Annotated in this window: 17 protein-coding genes; all 17 read left to right on the forward strand. The window is 60.9% G+C overall.

Going from position 1 to position 18,315, the window contains the following annotated elements; all coding sequences use genetic code 11:
• Nucleotides 1-6: 6 nt before the first annotated feature.
• On the forward strand, nucleotides 7-2,037 hold the full coding sequence (locus tag CLAC_RS05985; RefSeq protein ID WP_053412123.1) for a primosomal protein N': 2,031 nt from the start codon (nucleotides 7-9) through the stop codon (nucleotides 2,035-2,037).
• A 67-nt stretch (nucleotides 2,038-2,104) separates the two neighbouring features.
• Nucleotides 2,105-2,608, forward strand: a complete 504-nt coding sequence (def, locus tag CLAC_RS05990) for a peptide deformylase (protein WP_053412124.1) — start codon at nucleotides 2,105-2,107, stop codon at nucleotides 2,606-2,608.
• A 62-nt stretch (nucleotides 2,609-2,670) separates the two neighbouring features.
• The gene (gene fmt / locus CLAC_RS05995) at nucleotides 2,671-3,648 is read left to right on the forward strand and encodes a methionyl-tRNA formyltransferase (RefSeq protein ID WP_053412125.1); all 978 of its coding nucleotides are present in this window, start codon (nucleotides 2,671-2,673) and stop codon (nucleotides 3,646-3,648) included.
• Nucleotides 3,649-5,178, forward strand: a complete 1,530-nt coding sequence (locus CLAC_RS06000) for an RsmB/NOP family class I SAM-dependent RNA methyltransferase (protein ID WP_053412126.1) — start codon at nucleotides 3,649-3,651, stop codon at nucleotides 5,176-5,178. It abuts the gene before it with no gap.
• Between the two features lie 11 nt (nucleotides 5,179-5,189).
• Nucleotides 5,190-5,855 carry a ribulose-phosphate 3-epimerase gene (gene rpe / locus CLAC_RS06005; RefSeq protein ID WP_053412127.1) on the forward strand — a complete coding sequence of 222 codons (666 nt, stop codon included), beginning with the start codon at nucleotides 5,190-5,192 and terminating at the stop codon, nucleotides 5,853-5,855.
• Between the two features lie 32 nt (nucleotides 5,856-5,887).
• A complete protein-coding gene (gene ribD, locus CLAC_RS06010; protein ID WP_053412128.1) occupies nucleotides 5,888-6,925 on the forward strand; it encodes a bifunctional diaminohydroxyphosphoribosylaminopyrimidine deaminase/5-amino-6-(5-phosphoribosylamino)uracil reductase RibD in 1,038 nt (345 codons plus the stop codon).
• A 70-nt stretch (nucleotides 6,926-6,995) separates the two neighbouring features.
• Nucleotides 6,996-7,583: a riboflavin synthase gene (locus CLAC_RS06015; RefSeq protein WP_053412129.1), complete on the forward strand. Its 588-nt coding sequence runs from the start codon at nucleotides 6,996-6,998 to the stop codon at nucleotides 7,581-7,583.
• Nucleotides 7,584-7,594: 11 nt separating this feature from the next.
• Complete coding sequence (locus tag CLAC_RS06020) at nucleotides 7,595-8,839, forward strand: bifunctional 3,4-dihydroxy-2-butanone-4-phosphate synthase/GTP cyclohydrolase II (RefSeq protein ID WP_053412130.1); 1,245 nt, start codon at nucleotides 7,595-7,597, stop codon at nucleotides 8,837-8,839.
• Nucleotides 8,840-8,871: 32 nt separating this feature from the next.
• Entirely contained in the window at nucleotides 8,872-9,354 is a 483-nt protein-coding gene (ribH, locus tag CLAC_RS06025; protein ID WP_053412131.1) for a 6,7-dimethyl-8-ribityllumazine synthase, read from the forward strand.
• On the forward strand, nucleotides 9,354-9,815 hold the full coding sequence (locus CLAC_RS06030) for a PH domain-containing protein (protein WP_053412132.1): 462 nt from the start codon (nucleotides 9,354-9,356) through the stop codon (nucleotides 9,813-9,815). The genes ribH and CLAC_RS06030 overlap by 1 nt, the downstream gene beginning before the upstream one ends.
• Nucleotides 9,816-9,824: 9 nt before the next feature.
• Nucleotides 9,825-11,840, forward strand: a complete 2,016-nt coding sequence (gene uvrC, locus CLAC_RS06035) for an excinuclease ABC subunit UvrC (RefSeq protein WP_053412133.1) — start codon at nucleotides 9,825-9,827, stop codon at nucleotides 11,838-11,840.
• Between the two features lie 28 nt (nucleotides 11,841-11,868).
• Nucleotides 11,869-12,759 (forward strand): RNase adapter RapZ, encoded by an 891-nt coding sequence (rapZ, locus tag CLAC_RS06040; RefSeq protein WP_053412134.1) that lies wholly within the window; start codon nucleotides 11,869-11,871, stop codon nucleotides 12,757-12,759.
• A gap of 115 nt (nucleotides 12,760-12,874) precedes the next feature.
• Nucleotides 12,875-13,822, forward strand: a complete 948-nt coding sequence (locus CLAC_RS06045) for a gluconeogenesis factor YvcK family protein (RefSeq protein WP_053412135.1) — start codon at nucleotides 12,875-12,877, stop codon at nucleotides 13,820-13,822.
• Between the two features lie 95 nt (nucleotides 13,823-13,917).
• The gene (gene whiA, locus CLAC_RS06050) at nucleotides 13,918-14,919 is read left to right on the forward strand and encodes a DNA-binding protein WhiA (RefSeq protein WP_053412136.1); all 1,002 of its coding nucleotides are present in this window, start codon (nucleotides 13,918-13,920) and stop codon (nucleotides 14,917-14,919) included.
• Nucleotides 14,920-15,098: 179 nt separating this feature from the next.
• Complete coding sequence (gene gap / locus CLAC_RS06055; protein WP_053413306.1) at nucleotides 15,099-16,103, forward strand: type I glyceraldehyde-3-phosphate dehydrogenase; 1,005 nt, start codon at nucleotides 15,099-15,101, stop codon at nucleotides 16,101-16,103.
• Nucleotides 16,104-16,209: 106 nt separating this feature from the next.
• Nucleotides 16,210-17,418 carry a phosphoglycerate kinase gene (locus CLAC_RS06060; protein WP_053412137.1) on the forward strand — a complete coding sequence of 403 codons (1,209 nt, stop codon included), beginning with the start codon at nucleotides 16,210-16,212 and terminating at the stop codon, nucleotides 17,416-17,418.
• An 89-nt stretch (nucleotides 17,419-17,507) separates the two neighbouring features.
• Nucleotides 17,508-18,290: a triose-phosphate isomerase gene (gene tpiA / locus CLAC_RS06065; RefSeq protein ID WP_053412138.1), complete on the forward strand. Its 783-nt coding sequence runs from the start codon at nucleotides 17,508-17,510 to the stop codon at nucleotides 18,288-18,290.
• The last annotated feature ends 25 nt before the right edge of the window (nucleotides 18,291-18,315 follow it).

The raw sequence follows: 18,315 nt of genomic DNA on the forward strand, positions 1-18,315 counted from the left end.
GTCTCTATGACTAGCACCCGCCCTACAGCAGCCGCAGAAACGCAGCCTGTAGCGCGGGTGCTTCCGCTTTTGGGGCTGCCGCAGTTAGACCGGCCCTTCGACTACCTCGTTCCGCGCGCGCTATCCGAAGATGCCAAGGTCGGCTGCCGGGTCCGTATCAGATTCCACGGCCAGCTGGTCAACGGACTCATCCTGGAACGCACAGACACTCCTGCGCATGAGGGAAAACTTTCCTATCTAAAGGATGTCATCAGTCCGGAGGTTGTATACCCGGCGCATATGCGGCGTCTGGTGGATTCCCTCGCCGAATACTACGGTGCGACGCGCTCCGACATCATCCGTGCGGCGATTCCTAGTCGTCATGCACGGGCGGAGCGGATTCGCAACGAAAAGCTCTCGCCGAGCTGGGAGGAGCTGGGCAAGCTCGCGGTCGACGATGTGGACTTAAGCGCCTGGCAGCGCTACGTTTTCGGCGCTTCCTACGTCGACGCGGTCGTCGCCGGTACTCCATCGAGGGCCGCGTGGGCGCCGGTACCGGGCGAGCACTGCGAGGAGATGGTCGCGGCACTATCAGTGGCGGTAGCGCGCGCCGGCGGGGGAGTCGTGGTCATTGTTCCCGATTCCCGTACCCTTGGGCGCTACGAGTCGGCATTCCGGGAATTGATCTCCGCCCGTCAGCTGACAGTCCTGGGCTCCGGACTCGGCCCCGAGTCTCGCTACCGGCGCTACCTCGATATTCTCCACGGCCAGGGGAGGATCGTACTCGGGACCAGGTCGGCGGCGTTTGCTCCGGTGAAAAACTTCCAGCTCGCGGTCATCGTGGATGACGGCGACGACAACCTCGTCGACCCACGGGCGCCCTATGTTCATGCCCGCGAGGTCCTGGTAACCCGCTGTGCGCAAGAGAGCGCCTCGCTGCTGTTCGCATCCGCAGGGCGTACCGCGGAGGTCGCGCTTCTCATCGCATCCGGATGGGCTCATAACCTCGTGGCCTCGCAGGAGGCACTCGGCGAGGCTATGCCGGAGATGCTCAGCTCCGTCGATACCTCCGAGGATCCGGACGATTCCAGTCGCGGGCGCCTGCCTGCCGCGGCGTTCCGCCGGGCGAAGCAATCGTTGCGCGATGAGCTACCCGTGCTTGTGCAGGTCCCGCGCAAGGGCTACGTGCCTACACTGTCCTGTCGCAGTTGCGGCACCGCGGCCCGCTGCCGCTGGTGCAATGGTCCGCTTGGCATCCCGCCTTCCGACGACCCGAACGCTCCCGCTCCTCCGACATGCAGGTGGTGCGGCCGCATCGATGTGCACCACCGCTGCCACAGCTGCGGCTCGACCAAGATTCGCCCTACCGTCATCGGCAGCGACCGTACTGCGGAGGAATTTGGACGCATCTTCAGTCCGTTTCCCGTTGTTGCTTCGTCCGGGGAGCGAATCACTGACGAGATCGCTCCGGGGCCCCGTGTTGTCGTCGCGACCCCCGGGGCGGAGCCTCGCTCGCCGTCTGGCTACGGAACGGTGCTCCTGCTCGACACCTGGGCGATGCTCGGACGACAGGATCTGCGTGCCGACGAGGACGCCTTTGCTTCCTGGGCGCATGCGGCCAGCCTCGGGCGCTCGAAGGAGCAAGGTGGTTCGGTGGTCATCGATGCGGACGCGGCACACCCGACGGTGAGCGACCTGCTCGCCTGGGATTCCGTCGGCGCCGCGGAGCGCGAACTGCACGATCGCCAGGCGGCGCAGCTGCCGCCGGCATTCCACGTCGCAGCGGTCGACGGCACCGAGGCGGGCCTGCGCAGCTTCATCGAGACCCTCGAGCTGCCGGGTGGCGCCGAGATCCTCGGGCCCGTGGATTTGCCCAGGGGAGCCAGGCCCCCGGCTGGCGTGGAACCAGGCACTCCGATCCAGCGCTTGCTAGTCAGATGTGAGCGTCGGAAAGCGAGGGCGGTGGGAGCGGCGCTGAAGACCGCGCAGGCGGTCCGTGCGACCAAGAAGGATCCGGAAACCGTGCGAGTCATCGTCAATCCGATCAGGTTCGGCTAGCTGCTACACTGAGCGGGTCAATTAGGACCAACCTTTTTCATCTATTTCCACAGGAGAGCGCGAGTTTATGGCAATCCGCGAGGTTCGAGTTTTTGGCGATCCGGTACTGCTGTCCAAGGCTGATACGGTCACCGACTTTGATGGGACCCTGTCGCATTTGATCGACGACATGTTCGACACGATGGACGACGAGCAGGGTGTTGGGCTCGCTGCTAACCAGGTCGGCGTGCTGCAGCGGGTTTTCGTCTACGACTGCGAGGGGACGCGCGGGCACATCGTCAACCCGCAGTGGGAGGCAATCGGGGAGGAGACGGTCCACGAGACCGAAGGGTGTCTCTCTATTCCCGGTGTCAACGGCGCGGTGACGCGTTTCGCTAAGGTCCGCGTGACAGGACAGGACCGCACTGGAACGCCCGTCAGCTTCGAGGCCGACGGTCTTTTGTCCCGCTGTGTTCAGCACGAGTCCGATCACCTGGATGGCGTGCTCTTCCTCAAGCGCCTGACCGGCGACGAGCGCAAGACCGCTATGCGCAGCCTCCGTGAACAGGATTGGTTCAAAAACCGCGGTTAATTACAGAGGCGTGTGGGGTGAACTGCCCGCGCCAATCGAACAAGTGAAGGATTGAATCTCCCGTGCGCCTGATTTTCGCCGGAACCCCGGAACCCGCCGTGGTCGCTCTACAGAAGCTTCTCGACGACGGCCGCCACGACATCGTTGCAGTTTTAACGCGCCCCGATGCCCGCCGAGGCAGGGGCAAGACGCTGTCCCCGTCGCCGGTGAAGGCGCTGGCTCAGGAGCACGGAATCCCGGCACTGACGCCGACTTCGTTGCGCGACCCGGAAGCTCAGGAGGCAATCCGCGAGCTGAACCCGGACTGCATCCCCGTGGTGGCCTACGGAAACCTCGTGCCCCCGGAGCTTCTCGAGGTCCCCGAGCACGGCTGGGTTAACCTACACTTTTCTCTCCTGCCCGCGTGGCGCGGCGCCGCCCCCGTCCAGGCGGCAATCGCGGCCGGCGACGAGATTACAGGCGCCAGCACCTTCCGGATCGAAGCGGGGCTCGACACCGGCCCCGTCTTCGGAACTGTCACCGAGTCCATCAAACCTACGGACACCGCCGACGATTTGCTCACGCGTCTTGCTTACTCGGGCGCGGACCTTCTGTCTGCAACGATGGACGGCATCGCCGCCGGTGCCCTTCGCCCCACGGCTCAGCCTGAAGACGGTGTGTCTTACGCCTCCAAGTTCTCGCCGGAAGATTCCCGGGTTAACTGGTCGCAGCTGCCGCACCTAATCAACCGCCGCAGCCGAGCGTTCACCCCCGCGCCAGGGGCCTGGACGACGCTGGAAGGCAGCCGCGTCAAGGTCGCCGACCTGACACCGCTTTCCGACGACGCCTCGGCTGCAATCGAAGCGAGGGCTGCGGTCGACGCTGCGGGTAGCGCACAAAATTCGCAGCCGGGAACGATTTTCGTCGAGAAGCATCGCGTCGTGGTGCGCTGCGGTCAGGGCTTTGTGGAGCTCGGCCGGGTTCAGCCGCAGGGTAAAAAGATGATGGCGGCACAGGATTGGGCGCGAGGTGCTCAACCGGGTGGAAAGGTATTCGAGTAAATGAGTGGGCGCGACGGCAACCACAACGACCGCAACAAGCGCAACGGTCAAGGCGGTCAGGATAAATATGACGGTCGGGGCAAGCAGGGCCGACGTAGCGACAATGCCGAGCGCGGAAATCGCACAGGTCGCCGCGGCCAAAATGGCCAGCGGGGTCGCGACGGAAATTCTGGTGCACATAAGGGCGGTGGGATTGATCAGCCGCGCAAGGTCGCGCTGAAGGTCCTTGCCGAGGTCCGCGAGAACGAAGCATACGCGAATCTTCTGCTGCCGAAGCTACTCAAGACGCATAACCTGAAGGGCCGCGACGCTGCTTTCGCCACCGAGTTGACCTACGGTACTCTGCGCGCCGAGGGGCTTCTCGACGCCGTCATCGGTGCGGCATCGTCGAGGCCGCTGACGGATATAGCGGGACCGGTCCTGGACGTGCTGCGCCTCGGCACCTACCAGCTGCTGCGCACCAGGGTTGACTCCTACGCCGCAGTGGATACCTCGGTCCGCGCGGTGGCCAAGGTTGCAGGCTCAGGCGCCCGAGGCTTTGTCAACGCTATCCTGCGCAAGGTCTCGGCGAAGTCGGAGGCGCAGTGGGTTGCGGAGGTCGCGCCGGACCCGGCGAAGGATCCGATCGGTTACGTCGCCCTAAAGCACGCGCATCCGCGCTGGATCGCAGAGGCGTTCGCGCTCTCACTCGGCTCCGAGGCCAGCCAGTTACAGGAGGCGCTCGCTGCCGACGACGCGCGTCCCACCGTCCACTTAGTTGCGCGCCCCGGCGAACTGACCGCTGAGGAACTGGCTCTCATCACCGGCGGCGAGGAGGGCCCGTGGTCACCCTATGCCGTGCGCCTGGAATCCGGTGCTCCGGGAGAGCTGGAGCCGGTGCGCCAGGGACTCGCCGCGGTACAGGACGAGGGCTCGCAGCTTATCGCGCGCGCGGTTGTCACTGCGCAAGTCCAGGGAGAAGATTCCGGACGCTGGCTGGATTTGTGCTCCGGCCCAGGAGGAAAGACCGCGTTCATCGGCGGGATTGCCTCCATCGAAGGAGCGCATGTCGATGCCGTCGAGCTGTCCGAAAAACGCGCCGGCCTCGTAGAGAAGGCCACCTCTGGGCTTCCCGTCACCGTCACCGTCGCCGATGGCCGCAGCAGCGGCCTCGAGCCCGGCTTCGACCGTGTGCTCGTGGATGTACCCTGCTCGGGGCTGGGATCGCTACGTCGACGTCCAGAGGCGCGCTGGCGAAAGTCGGCCAATGACATTGCAGGTCTCACCAAGTTGCAGCTCGAGCTGCTGACAGAGGCCGTGCGCCTTACCCGCCCAGGTGGCATCATCGTCTATTCGACTTGCTCACCTCATCTGCGCGAAACCCGCGGGGTCGTGGACAAGGCCGTCGGCAAGCTCGACGTGACGGAGCTCGACGCGCACGCGCTGGTCCAGCCCATGAGCGACGTCGGTGCTTTCAAATCGGTGCAGATGTGGCCGCACCGCCACGGCACCGACGCGATGTTCTTCGCTGTACTGCGCAAGAACGGCTAGGCTTTTGAGCTATGAACGCTCCGATTATTGCCCCGTCCATTCTCGCCGCTGATTTCGCCCGCCTGGACCGCGAGGTTGAGGCCGTGTCGAAGGCGGATTGGCTGCACATCGACGTCATGGATGGCCACTTTGTCCCGAACCTGTCTTTCGGCGCTCCCGTGTTGGAAGCCGTCGCTAAGGTCACGGACAAATTCCTGGACGTGCACCTGATGATTGAGGCGCCGGAGAAGTGGGTCGACACCTACATCAAGGCCGGCGCTTCCTCCGTTATTTTCCACGTCGAGGCCGCCGATGACGCGATTGCTCTGGCGCGCCATATCCGCGAGCAGGGCGTCAAGGCCGGTTTCTCGCTCCGCCCGGGCACCCCGATCGAACCGTGGCTGGATCATCTCGCGGAGTTCGACGAGGTGCTGGTCATGAGTGTCGAGCCGGGCTTCGGAGGCCAGTCGTTCATGCCGGATCAGCTGGACAAGGTGATCAAGCTGCGCGAGCGTATCGATGCTGACGGTCTCGACACCATCATCGAAATCGATGGCGGTATCTCCGCCAAGACTATCGAGGCCGCGGCCGCCGCCGGCTGCGACGCGTTCGTCGCTGGCTCCGCGGTCTACGGCGCCGAGGACCGCAATGCGGCCGTCGAAGAGCTCCGCGCCCTCGCTACTGCCGCAGCCAAGTAGCTAGTTTCATCCGAGACACAGTGTAAAAAGACATGGCGGTTTTCCCAGACCTTCTGACTGCGACCCCGCTTTCCGACGCCGCCGCAATGCGGCTTGCCATCGAGGCGGGGCAACGCGTGCGAGGTACCACCTACCCGAATCCTCCGGTGGGCTGTGTCGTCCTCGACGCAGCAGGCATTGCGGTTGGCGCCGCGGGGACTCAGCCCGCAGGCGGTTTGCATGCCGAGCCCCAGGCGTTGGCTATGGCCGGGCAGCGCGCCCGCGGCGGAACCGCAGTTGTGACGCTGGAGCCCTGTAATCACCAGGGGCGCACTCCGCCCTGCACGGCGGCGCTGCACCGCGCAGGCGTCGCCCGGGTCGTGTTTGCGGTCTCCGACCCGAACCCGGTCGCCGCGGGAGGATCGGCGTGGCTCCAACAGCAGGGAATTGAGGTTGTTGCCGATTATTCCCGACCCGAAGTTGCGGACGGATATTTGCGCCCCTGGCTGCACTGGCAACGAACCCGACGGCCGCACATCACATTGAAGACCGCAGCTACCGTCGATGGCTTCGCGGCTGCTACCGATCGCACTTCCCAGTGGATTACCGGAGCCGAAGCGAGGGGCCGCGTTCACGCCGATCGCAGTCGTCGGCAAGCGATAGTGGTGGGCACTGGCACCGTTGCTGCCGATGACCCGCGACTTTCCGCTCGTTACGATTCGGGCGAACTTTACGATAATCAGCCCTTGCGAATCGTCGTGGGCCGTACCGAGGTGTCGCAGGAAGCGAGAATCCGCGGCGAGAACTTCCGGCAAATCCGCACCCACGACATTGGGGTCGCGCTGGAGGTTATGGCCGATATGGGACTAATTGATGTGCTCGTCGAAGGCGGCCCTCGTTTGGCGGGAGCTTTCCTGCAGGCCGGAGCAGTAGATGCCATCGAGTCATACGTTGCCCCTGCGTTTCTAGGGTCGGGGCTGCCGGTGACAGCGGGCCCGGAGCACACCAGTATCACCGATATCACGCGATTCCGCACTGTTTCTGTGGAGCAACTCGGAGCAGACGTGTTGATACGGGCCGTGCGAAGTTAAAAGACAGCTACAGTCAAGGGCAAATCAGTTATTCATATCCGCATCAGCACACGGGAGAATTGACCAGGCTATGTTCACCGGAATCGTCGAGGAACTAGGGCAAATCGCCGCCATCGACCGCGGCGCCGACTCCATCACCCTAACCATTCACTGCCGTACGGTGCTCTCTGACGCCCGCCACGGCGACTCCATCGCGGTCAACGGCGTCTGCTTGACCGTCGTCGACCAGGGTGAGGACTTTTTCACTGCCGACCTGATGCAGGAGACGCTGGATCGTTCCTCCCTGGGGCAGGTTAAAATCGGTTCGAAGGTAAACCTAGAACGGGCCACCGCCGTCGGGCAGCGTCTCGGCGGTCACATCATGCAGGGCCACGTCGACGGGACCGGAACCGTGCTCTCCCGCACGCCCGGCGAACGCTGGGAAGTAGTACGGATTGCCCTGCCAGACAATTTGAGCAAATACGTCGTGGAAAAAGGCTCCATTGCCGTTGACGGAACCTCGCTGACTGTGTCAGCCGTAGGGGAGGGATTCTTCGAGGTCAGCCTCATTCCGACGACCCTCACTGACTCCATCGTGGGTCAGGCACCGGTCGGCGCGACTGTCAATCTGGAAGTCGATGTGCTGGCCAAGTACGTCGAGAAGATGATGGAAAGATAAGCTACAAGACTGTGATTACTTTCGACTCCATTGAGAAGGCCATTGCCGACATCGCGGCAGGTAAAGCGGTTGTCGTCGTCGACGACGAGGATCGGGAGAACGAAGGTGACATCATCTTCGCCGCCGAAAAGGCTACCCCTGAACTAGTTGCCTTCATGGTTCGTTATTCCTCCGGCTACATTTGCGCCCCGCTCACGGGCGAAGATTGCGACCGGCTGAACCTTCCCCCAATGGTTTCCCAAAATGAGGACGCGCGAGGAACTGCCTACACCGTCACCGTCGACGCCAATACGGGTACGACCGGTATTTCTGCGGTGGATCGCGCGAACACCATTTTGCAGTTGGCCGACCCGGAATCGAATCCGCACGACTTCACTCGCCCTGGCCACGTCGTACCGCTGCGCGCGCGGGATGGCGGTGTACTCGTTCGTGCGGGACACACCGAGGCCTCCGTGGATCTTGCGCGACTGGCCGGTCTCCGTCCCGCAGGCGTCCTGTGCGAGGTCGTATCCGAGAAGGACCCCACGGGCATGGCCCGGTCTGAGGAGCTTCGGGAATTCTGCGACCGTCACGGCCTGTGCCTGATTTCTATTGAACAGATTATTGAATACCGCCGACATAACGAACAGTTGGTGGAAAAGGTCGTCGAAACGCGCCTGCCCACGGACTACGGCGAGTTTAAGGCGGTGGGTTACCGCAGCCTGGTCAACGGCGTAGAGCATGTCGCTCTCGTCGTGGGCGATGTCTCCTCCGACGGGGGCAAGGACGTGCTCGTGCGTGTCCACTCCGAATGCCTCACCGGTGACGTATTCACCTCCCGGCGTTGCGATTGTGGCCAGCAGCTGCACAAGTCCATGGAAATGGTGCAAGAAGCAGGCCGCGGTGTCATCCTGTACATGCGCGGTCACGAGGGTCGCGGAATTGGTCTCATGCCGAAACTTCAGGCCTACCACCTGCAGGATGAAGGCGCGGACACCGTCGATGCAAACCTCGCGCTGGGCCTGCCTTCCGACGCTCGCGAATACGGTACCGGTGCCCACATCCTGCGCGATCTAGGGGTGACCACCATGGCGCTGCTGACAAATAACCCGACCAAGCGCGCAGGCCTTGGCGGTTACGGCCTGGAAATGAGCCGGAGGGTGCCAGTGCCTGTTGAAGTCAACGAGGACAACTTGAAATACTTGACTACTAAGCGTGAGCGCATGGGGCACGAACTGCCCTGGTTGGACGACTACATCGCCGCCCACGGCGAATAGAGCGGAACTTAGAGCGAAGGAGCAACAATCATATGAGTGGCGCAGGATTGCCTGAAGTCACCGTCCCGGTCTCCACGGATGTCAAGGTCGGTATCGTTACCTCGCACTGGAATGAAAAGATTACCGGGAAGCTTCGTCAGGAAGCACTAAAGCAGGCAGAGGAAGCTGGCGCGGCCGTGACGGATGTGACGGTCGTAGGAGCCCTCGAAATTCCGGTAGTCGTTCAGGAACTAGCTCGGACTCACGATGCCGTCGTCGCACTCGGATGCGTCATCAAAGGCGGTACCCCGCACTTCGACTACGTCTGTGACTCCGTCACCGAAGGCCTTACCCGAATCGCGCTGGACACATCTACCCCGATTGGTAATGGTGTTCTGACCTGCAACACCGAGCAGCAGGCCATCGAGCGTGCTGGTGGTGAAGGCGCCTCCGAGAACAAGGGCCGAGAGGCCATGGCCGCCGCGCTGCACACGGCGGCGGTATTGAAAGATCTTCGTGCAGCAGGAGGCAAATAATGAGTGACTCTGCCGGGGGCGGCCAGTGGCTTCAGATTATTACCTCCAAAACGCTGACTATATGGGCTGCAGTCGCCGCAGCTGTGGTCTTCGCCATCCACCTATTCATGGGCATCGTCGTCGATTTCGGTGATACCGGAGCCTCTGTGACTCTCATTGACCGTCTTGCCTTTCCCGTGTTGGGCGCTATCATTGCAGCGGTTTTCCTGCTTCTGACCCGCGCGCGCGTGCGCGTAAGCGAGCGTGGCGTGGAGGTCCGTAACCTGCTGACTGCGAAGTTCTACCCTTGGAGTGACATCTACGGCCTGAGCTTCCCGAAGAAGGCAAAGTGGGCTCGTCTCGAGCTGCCGGACTTTGAATTCGTTCCCATGCTTGCTGTTCAGTCCGCGGATGGTGCACGCGTCGTCGAGGCGGTGCGAAAGTTCCGCGAGCTCGAGGACAAGTTCATGCCGGAGGATTAACCCGATATTATGACCGATCCCTCTAGGTATCGTCCTGCCCCCGGCACCATTCCTGTGGAGCCGGGGGTGTACCGTTTCCTCGACTCCACGGGCCGTGTTCTCTACGTCGGCAAGGCGAAGAATCTGCGCGCAAGGCTTTCTAATTACTTCCAAGACCTAACTCGTCTTCATCCGCGCACTAGGCAGATGGTTCAGTCCGCGTCTAAGGTGACGTGGACAGTCGTGAAGAACGAGGTTGAGGCGCTACAGCTCGAGTACACCTGGATTAAGCGGTTCAATCCGCGGTTCAACGTGATGTACCGCGACGATAAAACCTATCCCATGCTCGCTGTGAGCGTAGGCGAGGTCTTCCCGAGGCTATTTCTCTACCGCGGCCCACGCCGCAAGGGCGTGCGCTATTTCGGCCCCTATTCGCATGCCTGGGCAATCCGTGAGACCCTTGACCTACTCACGCGGGTTTTCCCGGCCCGAACTTGTTCTAAGGGAGTTTTCAACCGTCAGCAAGCGCTTGGCAGGCCGTGCCTCTTGGGCTATATCGACAAGTGTTCGGCGCCCTGTGTGGGAAGGGTGAGCGCCGATGAGCACCGCGAGATTGTCAAAGGTTTCACTAGCTTCATGGCGGGCAACACGGGCCCCGTGACGCGCCGGATTAAGCGAGAGATGACGGAAGCGGCCGAGGCTCTAGACTTCGAACGCGCGGCAACCCTACGCGACCATCTCGGGGCAATCGACAAGGTCATGGAGCGCCAGTCTGTTGTGCTTTCCGACGCCGCCGATGCGGACTTCATCGCATTTGCGACCGATGAGCTAGAAGCTGCTGTACAAATCTTCCATGTACGTTCCGGTCGAATTTATGGTCAACGCGGTTGGGTCGTAGAAAAGTCTGGAGAATACGCCTCCGCGGACTTCCACCAGGGAGAGGAAGACCCAAGCTTTGGTGGGCTGCTCGCGCAGTTCCTAACGCAGTTTTATGGCGATGCAGCAAAGCATGCGGATTCGGACGGTGACGATTCCACCTCAGCCGCGAATGTGGTTCCCCGGGAAATTCTCGTTCAGGCCGAACCCGAAGATCTGGGTGAGGTCGTCGTATTCTTGGAGGACATTCGTGGCTCCCACGTCGATATCCGGGTGCCACAGCGCGGCGATAAGCGCGCCCTCATGGACACGGTCAAACGCAATGCGGCAGAGGCACTGAAGCAGCATAAGTTAAAGCGCAGCGGCGATTTGACCACGCGTTCTCAGGCACTATCTGAGCTTCAAGATGCCCTTTTCATGAACGAGGCTCCGTTGCGTATTGAGTGCACCGATATTTCCCATATCCAGGGCACGGATGTGGTTGCATCGCTTGTGGTTTTCGAGGATGGCCTTCCGAAGAAGTCGGATTATCGTCGATATCGGATTAAGGATGCGGCAGGTGATGGCCATTCGGACGATGTCGCCTCTATCGCTGAGATCGTTCGGCGCAGATTCCTTCGCCACAACCAGGACAAACTCGATGTGCCGGACGACGAATCCGATATATTCGTCGAAGAAACGACAGACGCTGTCGAAGCGCAATCTGGGACCGCCAGGAAGTTTGCTTATCCTCCGCAACTCTTCATCGTCGACGGCGGTGCACCGCAGGTAGCCGCCGCGCAGGCCGTCCTGGACGAGCTGGAGGTCACTGACGTCACTCTTGTCGGCATTGCTAAAAGGCTCGAAGAGATTTGGGTTCCGGGCGATGATGAACCGGTAATCCTGCCTCGAAATGCCGAGGCGATGTACCTTATCCAGCGGATCCGCGACGAGGCGCACCGCTTCGCCATTACCTACCATCGCCAGCAGCGTTCGAAACGGATGCGCGCTTCCGTCCTGGACGGGGTTAAAGGGCTGGGCCCTGCGCGTCGCAGCGAACTGGTGAAACATTTCGGGTCCGTCAAAGCCCTCAAGAGTGCCTCTGTTGAGGAAATTGAACAAGTACAGGGTTTCGGCCCGGCGCTTGCGCAAGCGGTTTACGATTTCCTGCACTCGGATTCCAGCGGATAAGTCACCAACTTGTATTACAGTGAGGGGCATGAGCAACCAAGCCCTTTCTCCCCAAGCTGAAAAGTCGCTTGTGCTGATTACCGGCATGTCCGGATCAGGCCGTAACACTGCAGCCAGCGTGCTCGAGGAGATGGGTTGGTATGTTGCGGACAACCTTCCCCCCGAGCTGATTATGCGAATGGTGGAGTTGACGTTTGAGGCTGACTCGCCTGTAGAGAGGCTAGCCATAGTCACCGACGTCCGTTCCCGGGCCTTCGCCGGAAATCTGGGGGAGGTGCTCGACGGTCTGAGAGCAGAGGGCCGCCAGCCTTACGTCATCTTCTTCGACGCGAATGACGATACGTTGATCGCGCGCTACGATTCCGTGCGCCGCATGCATCCCCTGCAGGAAAACGGCACGCTTACTCAGGGCATTGCGGCAGAGCGTCAGATGCTGTTGCCGATTAAGGGCATGTCCGACCTTGTTGTCGATACATCTGATATGAGCGTTCACGACCTGCGGCGCGAGCTCGAGCACCAACTGTCGGATTCGAAAGACAAGGTTCAGCACGTCACCATCGAGTCCTTTGGGTTCAAGCACGGTGCACCACGAGATGCAGACATGCTTTTCGACGTTCGCTTTTTGCCGAATCCATACTGGGTGCCGGAATTGCGTGCCGGGAGAGGAACGAATAAGCCGGTCGCGGATTACGTGCTGGGCCAGCCCGAAGCACAGGGCTTCCTCGATCGAGTTGCATCCCTGGTAGAGCTCGTCCTGCCGGGGTACCGGCGCGAAGGCAAGAGCTTCATGACTATTGCGATTGGCTGCACGGGAGGACATCATCGCAGCGTCGCGGTGACGGAGGCGTTAGCGACCAGGGTTGAGGGCCTGCAGGGCATCGAGCTCAATGTGGTCCACCGAGATATCGACCGGAACTAGATACAGATCGCAGTGGACGCCAATCGAACACCGAAGGCAACCGGAGTCAGGGCCACCGGTGTCCGTCGTTTCAACCGAATTTTTCCTAAATCAACTGTAAAGGAGGCTGAGGGTAGTGACCTCGATAACCAGCTTGGGTGGTGGTCACGGCCTGTTCGCCACTTTGCGGGCGGCTCGCCAGATCGCGGATGAAGTGACCGCCGTCGTCACTGTTGCAGATGATGGAGGATCGTCGGGACGGTTGCGCAGGGAATTGGGTCAGATTCCCCCAGGCGATCTCCGCATGGCGTTGGCTGCGCTTTCCGCAGATACTGAAAAGGGAGATTTGTGGGAGACGACTCTGCAGCACCGCTTCGGCGGTAGCGGAGCTTTGGCTGGCCATGCGATTGGCAACCTGATTATTGCCGGACTGACCAGCGTCATGGGCAGTGAGGTTGCCGCATTGGATGAACTAGCACGGCTGCTCCAAATTAAGGGGCGAGTTGTGCCAATGTCCCCAATTCCGTTGGAGATAGAAGCCGAAGTAGTCGGGCTAGAAGAAGATGCGCGGGTTGTTCGGCAGGTCAGGGGACAGGTCGCAGTGGCGACCACACCGGGGCAGGTACGCCGCATTCGTTTGATTCCCGAACATCCGCCAGCTGCCCCAGAAGCGGTCGAAGCAATACATAACGCTGACCTCGTCACCCTCGGACCAGGTTCTTGGTTCACATCCGTGTTACCTCACCTTCAGGTTCCCGGTCTCGTCGGGGCGCTGCAGGAAACCTCGGCTACTACTGCGGTCGTGTTGAATCTTGTTGCCGAACCAGGGGAGACCGCTGGGTTCTCTGCAGAACGGCATATTCACATGTTGTCTCAGCATGCGTCGGAGCTAAAGGTTGACCACATTGTGATCGATAACAACACTCCGCTAGCTCCATCGGAAAAGAACTATCTCGCACGCGCGGCGCAGACCCTACGCGCAGAGGTGACATTCGCCGACGTGCAGGAGCTGGGGGAGCACGACTGTCTGACTGGTCGTCACAGCCCGGAAAAGCTTTCACAAGCGTTGCAGACTTTGCTCTGATGAACTGCGGAAATCCTCTCGCCGCCACCACGTGGGCTACTATCTTTGAAACGTTCCACCGATACCGTTCGACAACAGATTAAGGGTGACCAACCGTGGCATTGACGGCCAAAGTCAAAGACGAGTTAGCTCGCGTTAATGTTGCCCAGGAAAGTGCGCAGGCTGCAGAGATTGCGACCATTTTCCGGTTTTCGGGCGGATTGCATCTCATAGCGGGGCAAATTGTCCTTGAAGCGGAGCTCGACTCGGGTGCTGTAGCCCGTCGCCTGCGCCAGATGCTGTCGTCGCTATACGATGTGCAGGCCTCGCTCAACGTGCTTTCGCCCGGCGGCCTCCGCAAGTCGTCCCGCTACATAGTTCGCGTGACCGATGGGGCGGAACTCGTCGTTAGGCAAACTGGCCTGGTGGACTCGGCTGGGCGACCTGTGCGCGGGCTGCCACGCAAGCTGATTATGGGACACACAGTCGATCAGGAAGCGGCCTGGCGTGGCGCATTCCTGGCACACGGTTCTTTGACCGAACCAGGTAGGTCCTCTTCTTTGGAGGTAACCGCACCGTGCCCAGAAGCCGCCCTAGCGCTAGTGGGTTGTGCTCGTCGGCTCGGGATTGCGGCCAAGAGCAAGGAGAATAAGTCTAGGGGCGGAGACCGCGTCCTGATTCGAGAGGGAGACGCGATAGGAGCCCTGCTGACCCGAATGGGAGCGCAGACAACCCGTCTCGAGTGGGAAGAACAGCGGATGCGCCGCGAGGTCCGGGCGACTGCTAACCGGCTTGCCAACTTCGACGATGCCAACCTGCGTCGTTCCGCGCGGGCCGCAGTCATTGCGGCGGCGCGAGTCAGCCGAGCTTTGGAAATTCTTGGCGACGATGTTCCGGATCATCTAGTATCGGCGGGCCAGCTCCGCGTGGAACACAAGCAGGCCTCACTGGAGGAGCTAGGACAGCTCGCGAATCCACCGATGACGAAGGATGCGGTAGCCGGCCGAATCCGCCGGCTACTCTCCATGGCCGACCGGAGAGCAAAGGAAATCGGCATTCCGCCTACTACGGCGGCTGTGACAGACGATCTTTTTGACGCATCTGACGAAGAAGAATAGCTACATTCGCCCTTGTAAAGGGCTATATTTGGTTAATGTGCCCGTCTCTGCCCGAGTATTTTTGAAAATTGGTGCCTGCGCGATTGGAAAACCACACGTACACTCTCTAGTGAACCTGTTAGGGCGCTACCTGTGCGCTGACAGTGGCATTCTTTCGCCAATCCATTAAGGAGATTATCGTGACGGTTCGTGTAGGTATTAACGGTTTTGGCCGTATCGGCCGCAACTTCTTCCGCTCTCTGCTGGCCTCGGGTGCAGACCTGGACGTCGTTGCCGTAAACGACCTCACTGACAACAAGACCCTGGCTCACCTGCTCAAGTACGACTCCATCATGGGCCGCCTCGACGCAGAGGTCACCTACGACGATGAGTCCCTCACCGTCAACGGCAAGCGCATCCTGGCTTTCGCTGAGCGTGACCCGAAGAACCTGCCGTGGGGTGACAACAACGTTGACATCGTGATCGAGTCCACCGGCTTCTTCACCGATGCCAACGCAGCCAAGGCTCATATCGACGCAGGTGCCAAGAAGGTCATCATCTCTGCTCCGGCCAAGAACGAGGACGCTACTTTCGTTGTCGGCGTCAACCACACCGACTACGACCCGGCTAAGCACAACATCATCTCGAACGCATCTTGCACCACCAACTGCCTGGCTCCGATGGCAAAGGTTCTGGACGAGAAGTTCGGCATCGCTCGTGGTCTCATGACCACCGTCCACGCATACACCGGTGATCAGCGTCTGCACGACGCTCCGCACAAGGACCTGCGCCGCGCCCGCGCCGCTGCACTGAACATCGTTCCGACCTCCACCGGCGCTGCAAAGGCAGTCTCCCTTGTTCTCCCGCAGCTCAAGGGCCTGCTCGACGGCTACGCACTCCGCGTTCCGACCCCGACCGGCTCCGTCACCGACCTCACCTTCGAGGCTAAGAACGAGGTTTCCGTAGAGGCTGTTAACGCCGCTATTAAGGAAGCAGCGGAGGGTGAGCTCAAGGGCGTTCTGGGTTATAACGAGGACCCGATTGTGTCCAAGGATATCGAAGGCGACCCACGTTCCTCCATCTTCGACGCACCGCTGACCAAGGTTATCGGCAACCAGGTCAAGGTTGTTTCCTGGTACGACAACGAGTGGGGTTACTCCAACCGCCTCGTCGATCTCACCGTCTACGTTGGCGAGCGCCTCTAACTTCATAACTGGTTAATCCCAGACCCCGAACGGGCCGGGGTGGCTGTGCCTGAGGGGCACCCACCCCGGTCCGTTTTCCATCTATTTAGCCGAAGGAATTTCACAGATGTCCGTCAAGACTGTTAAGGACCTCATCGCGGAAGGCATCGAGGGCCGTTACGTACTCGTTCGTTCTGATTTCAACGTCCCACTTAAGGATGGTGCTATCACAGACCCGGGTCGCATTGACGCCTCGCTGCCGACCCTGTCCGCCCTGGTCGAGGCCGGTGCCAAGGTCGTTGTCATGGCCCACCTGGGTCGTCCTAAGGGGCAGGTCAACCCCGACTTCTCCCTTGCTCCGGTCGCAGAGGCTCTTTCTGAGCGCCTAGACCAGTACGTCGCGCTGGCAGGAGATGTCTCCGGCGAAGATGCCCACGAGCGTGCCAACGGTTTGACCGAAGGCGACGTCCTGCTGCTGGAAAACGTCCGCTTCGACCCGCGCGAAACCTCCAAGGACGAGGCCGAGCGCGCCGAGTTTGCAGCTGAGCTCGCTGCACTAGTACCGGACGGCGCATTCGTATCCGACGGCTTCGGCGTCGTTCACCGCGCGCAGGCCTCCGTTTACGATGTTGCGAAGAAGCTGCCGCATTACGCCGGCTCTCTGGTTCAGAATGAGCTCGAGGTTCTGCGTAAGGTCGCGGAAGCTCCTGAGAAGCCGTACGCGGTCGTGCTTGGCGGCTCCAAGGTCTCCGACAAGCTAGGCGTCATTGAGGCCTTGGCGCCGAAGGTTGATTCTCTGGTTATCGGCGGCGGCATGTGCTTCACCTTCCTCGCAGCACAGGGCTACTCTGTCGGTGGCTCCCTGCTGCAGGAGGAAATGATCGATACCTGCAAAGATCTGCTGGAACGCTACGGTGACAAGATTGTTCTGCCTACCGATGTCGTAGTCGCGGACAAGTTCGCTGCAGATGCTGAGCACAAGGTCGTCGAAGTCAACGAGATTCCCGAGGGCTGGATGGGCCTGGATGTCGGACCGGCCTCTGCGAAGGCGTTCGCTAAGGTCCTCGGCGAGGCCAAGACCGTCTTCTGGAACGGCCCGATGGGTGTCTTCGAGATGGAGGCTTTCGCCAACGGCACCCGCTTCGTCGCCCAGGCAATTATCGATTCCACAGCCGGCGGTTGCTTCTCCGTCGTTGGCGGCGGTGACTCTGCGGCTGCTGTCCGTACCCTAGGCCTCGATGAAGAGGGCTTCAGCCACATTTCCACCGGTGGCGGTGCGTCGCTGGAGTTCCTGGAGGGTAAGACCCTTCCGGGTGTCGACGTCCTCGAAGGTTAAAGCGTGGTAGATCAGTCTCGGCCTAGTTGAGCCTGATCTTCCCACCGATCTTTTTGCACATTTCTCTACTAGAAAGTGAAACCATAACTATGGCACGTACACCTTTCATCGCAGGTAACTGGAAGATGAACCTGAATCATCTGGAGGCTATCGGCGTCGTGCAGAAGCTGGCCTTCGCTCTGCCGAAGGAGTACTACGACAAGGTCGATGTCGCGGTTATCCCACCGTTCACCGATTTGCGTTCGGTCCAGACCCTGGTTGAGGGCGATAAGCTTGCCGTTACTTACGGCGCACAGGATGTTTCCACGGAGGAGTCCGGAGCCTTCACGGGTGAAATTTCCGCGGCTATGCTGGCGAAGCTGGGCTGCACATGGGTTGTCGTCGGTCACTCCGAGCGCCGTGATATGCACGGTGAGACTGACGAGTTGGTAGCCAAGAAGGCGAAGGCCGCCCTGAAGGAAGACATCAAGCCGATCGTCTGTGTCGGAGAGCCACTCGAGGTTCGTGAAGCCGGCAAGCACGTCGAGCACGTTGTCGCGCAGGTCAAGGGTTCCCTGGAGAACCTGACTGATGCTGAACTGGCTAAGACGGTCATCGCATACGAACCCGTTTGGGCTATCGGTACCGGCAAGGTCGCCTCCGCTGCCGACGCACAGGAAGTCTGCGCGGCGATTCGCAAGACTGTTGCGGAGATTTCCAACGACAATGTTGCCAAGGACATGCGGATTCTCTACGGTGGCTCGGTCAAGCCGGAAAACGTTGCTGAGATTGTTGGCCAGGAGGACGTCGATGGCGGCCTCGTGGGCGGCGCTTCGCTCGACGGTGAGGCTTTTGCGAAGCTGTGCGCTCTCGCTGCTGATGCATCCGTCTAAACGCCGGATGGCTCAGCGCCCATTC

Origin of the sequence: Corynebacterium lactis RW2-5, assembly GCF_001274895.1 — a bacterium.
Classification (GTDB): Bacteria; Actinomycetota; Actinomycetes; order Mycobacteriales; family Mycobacteriaceae; genus Corynebacterium; species Corynebacterium lactis.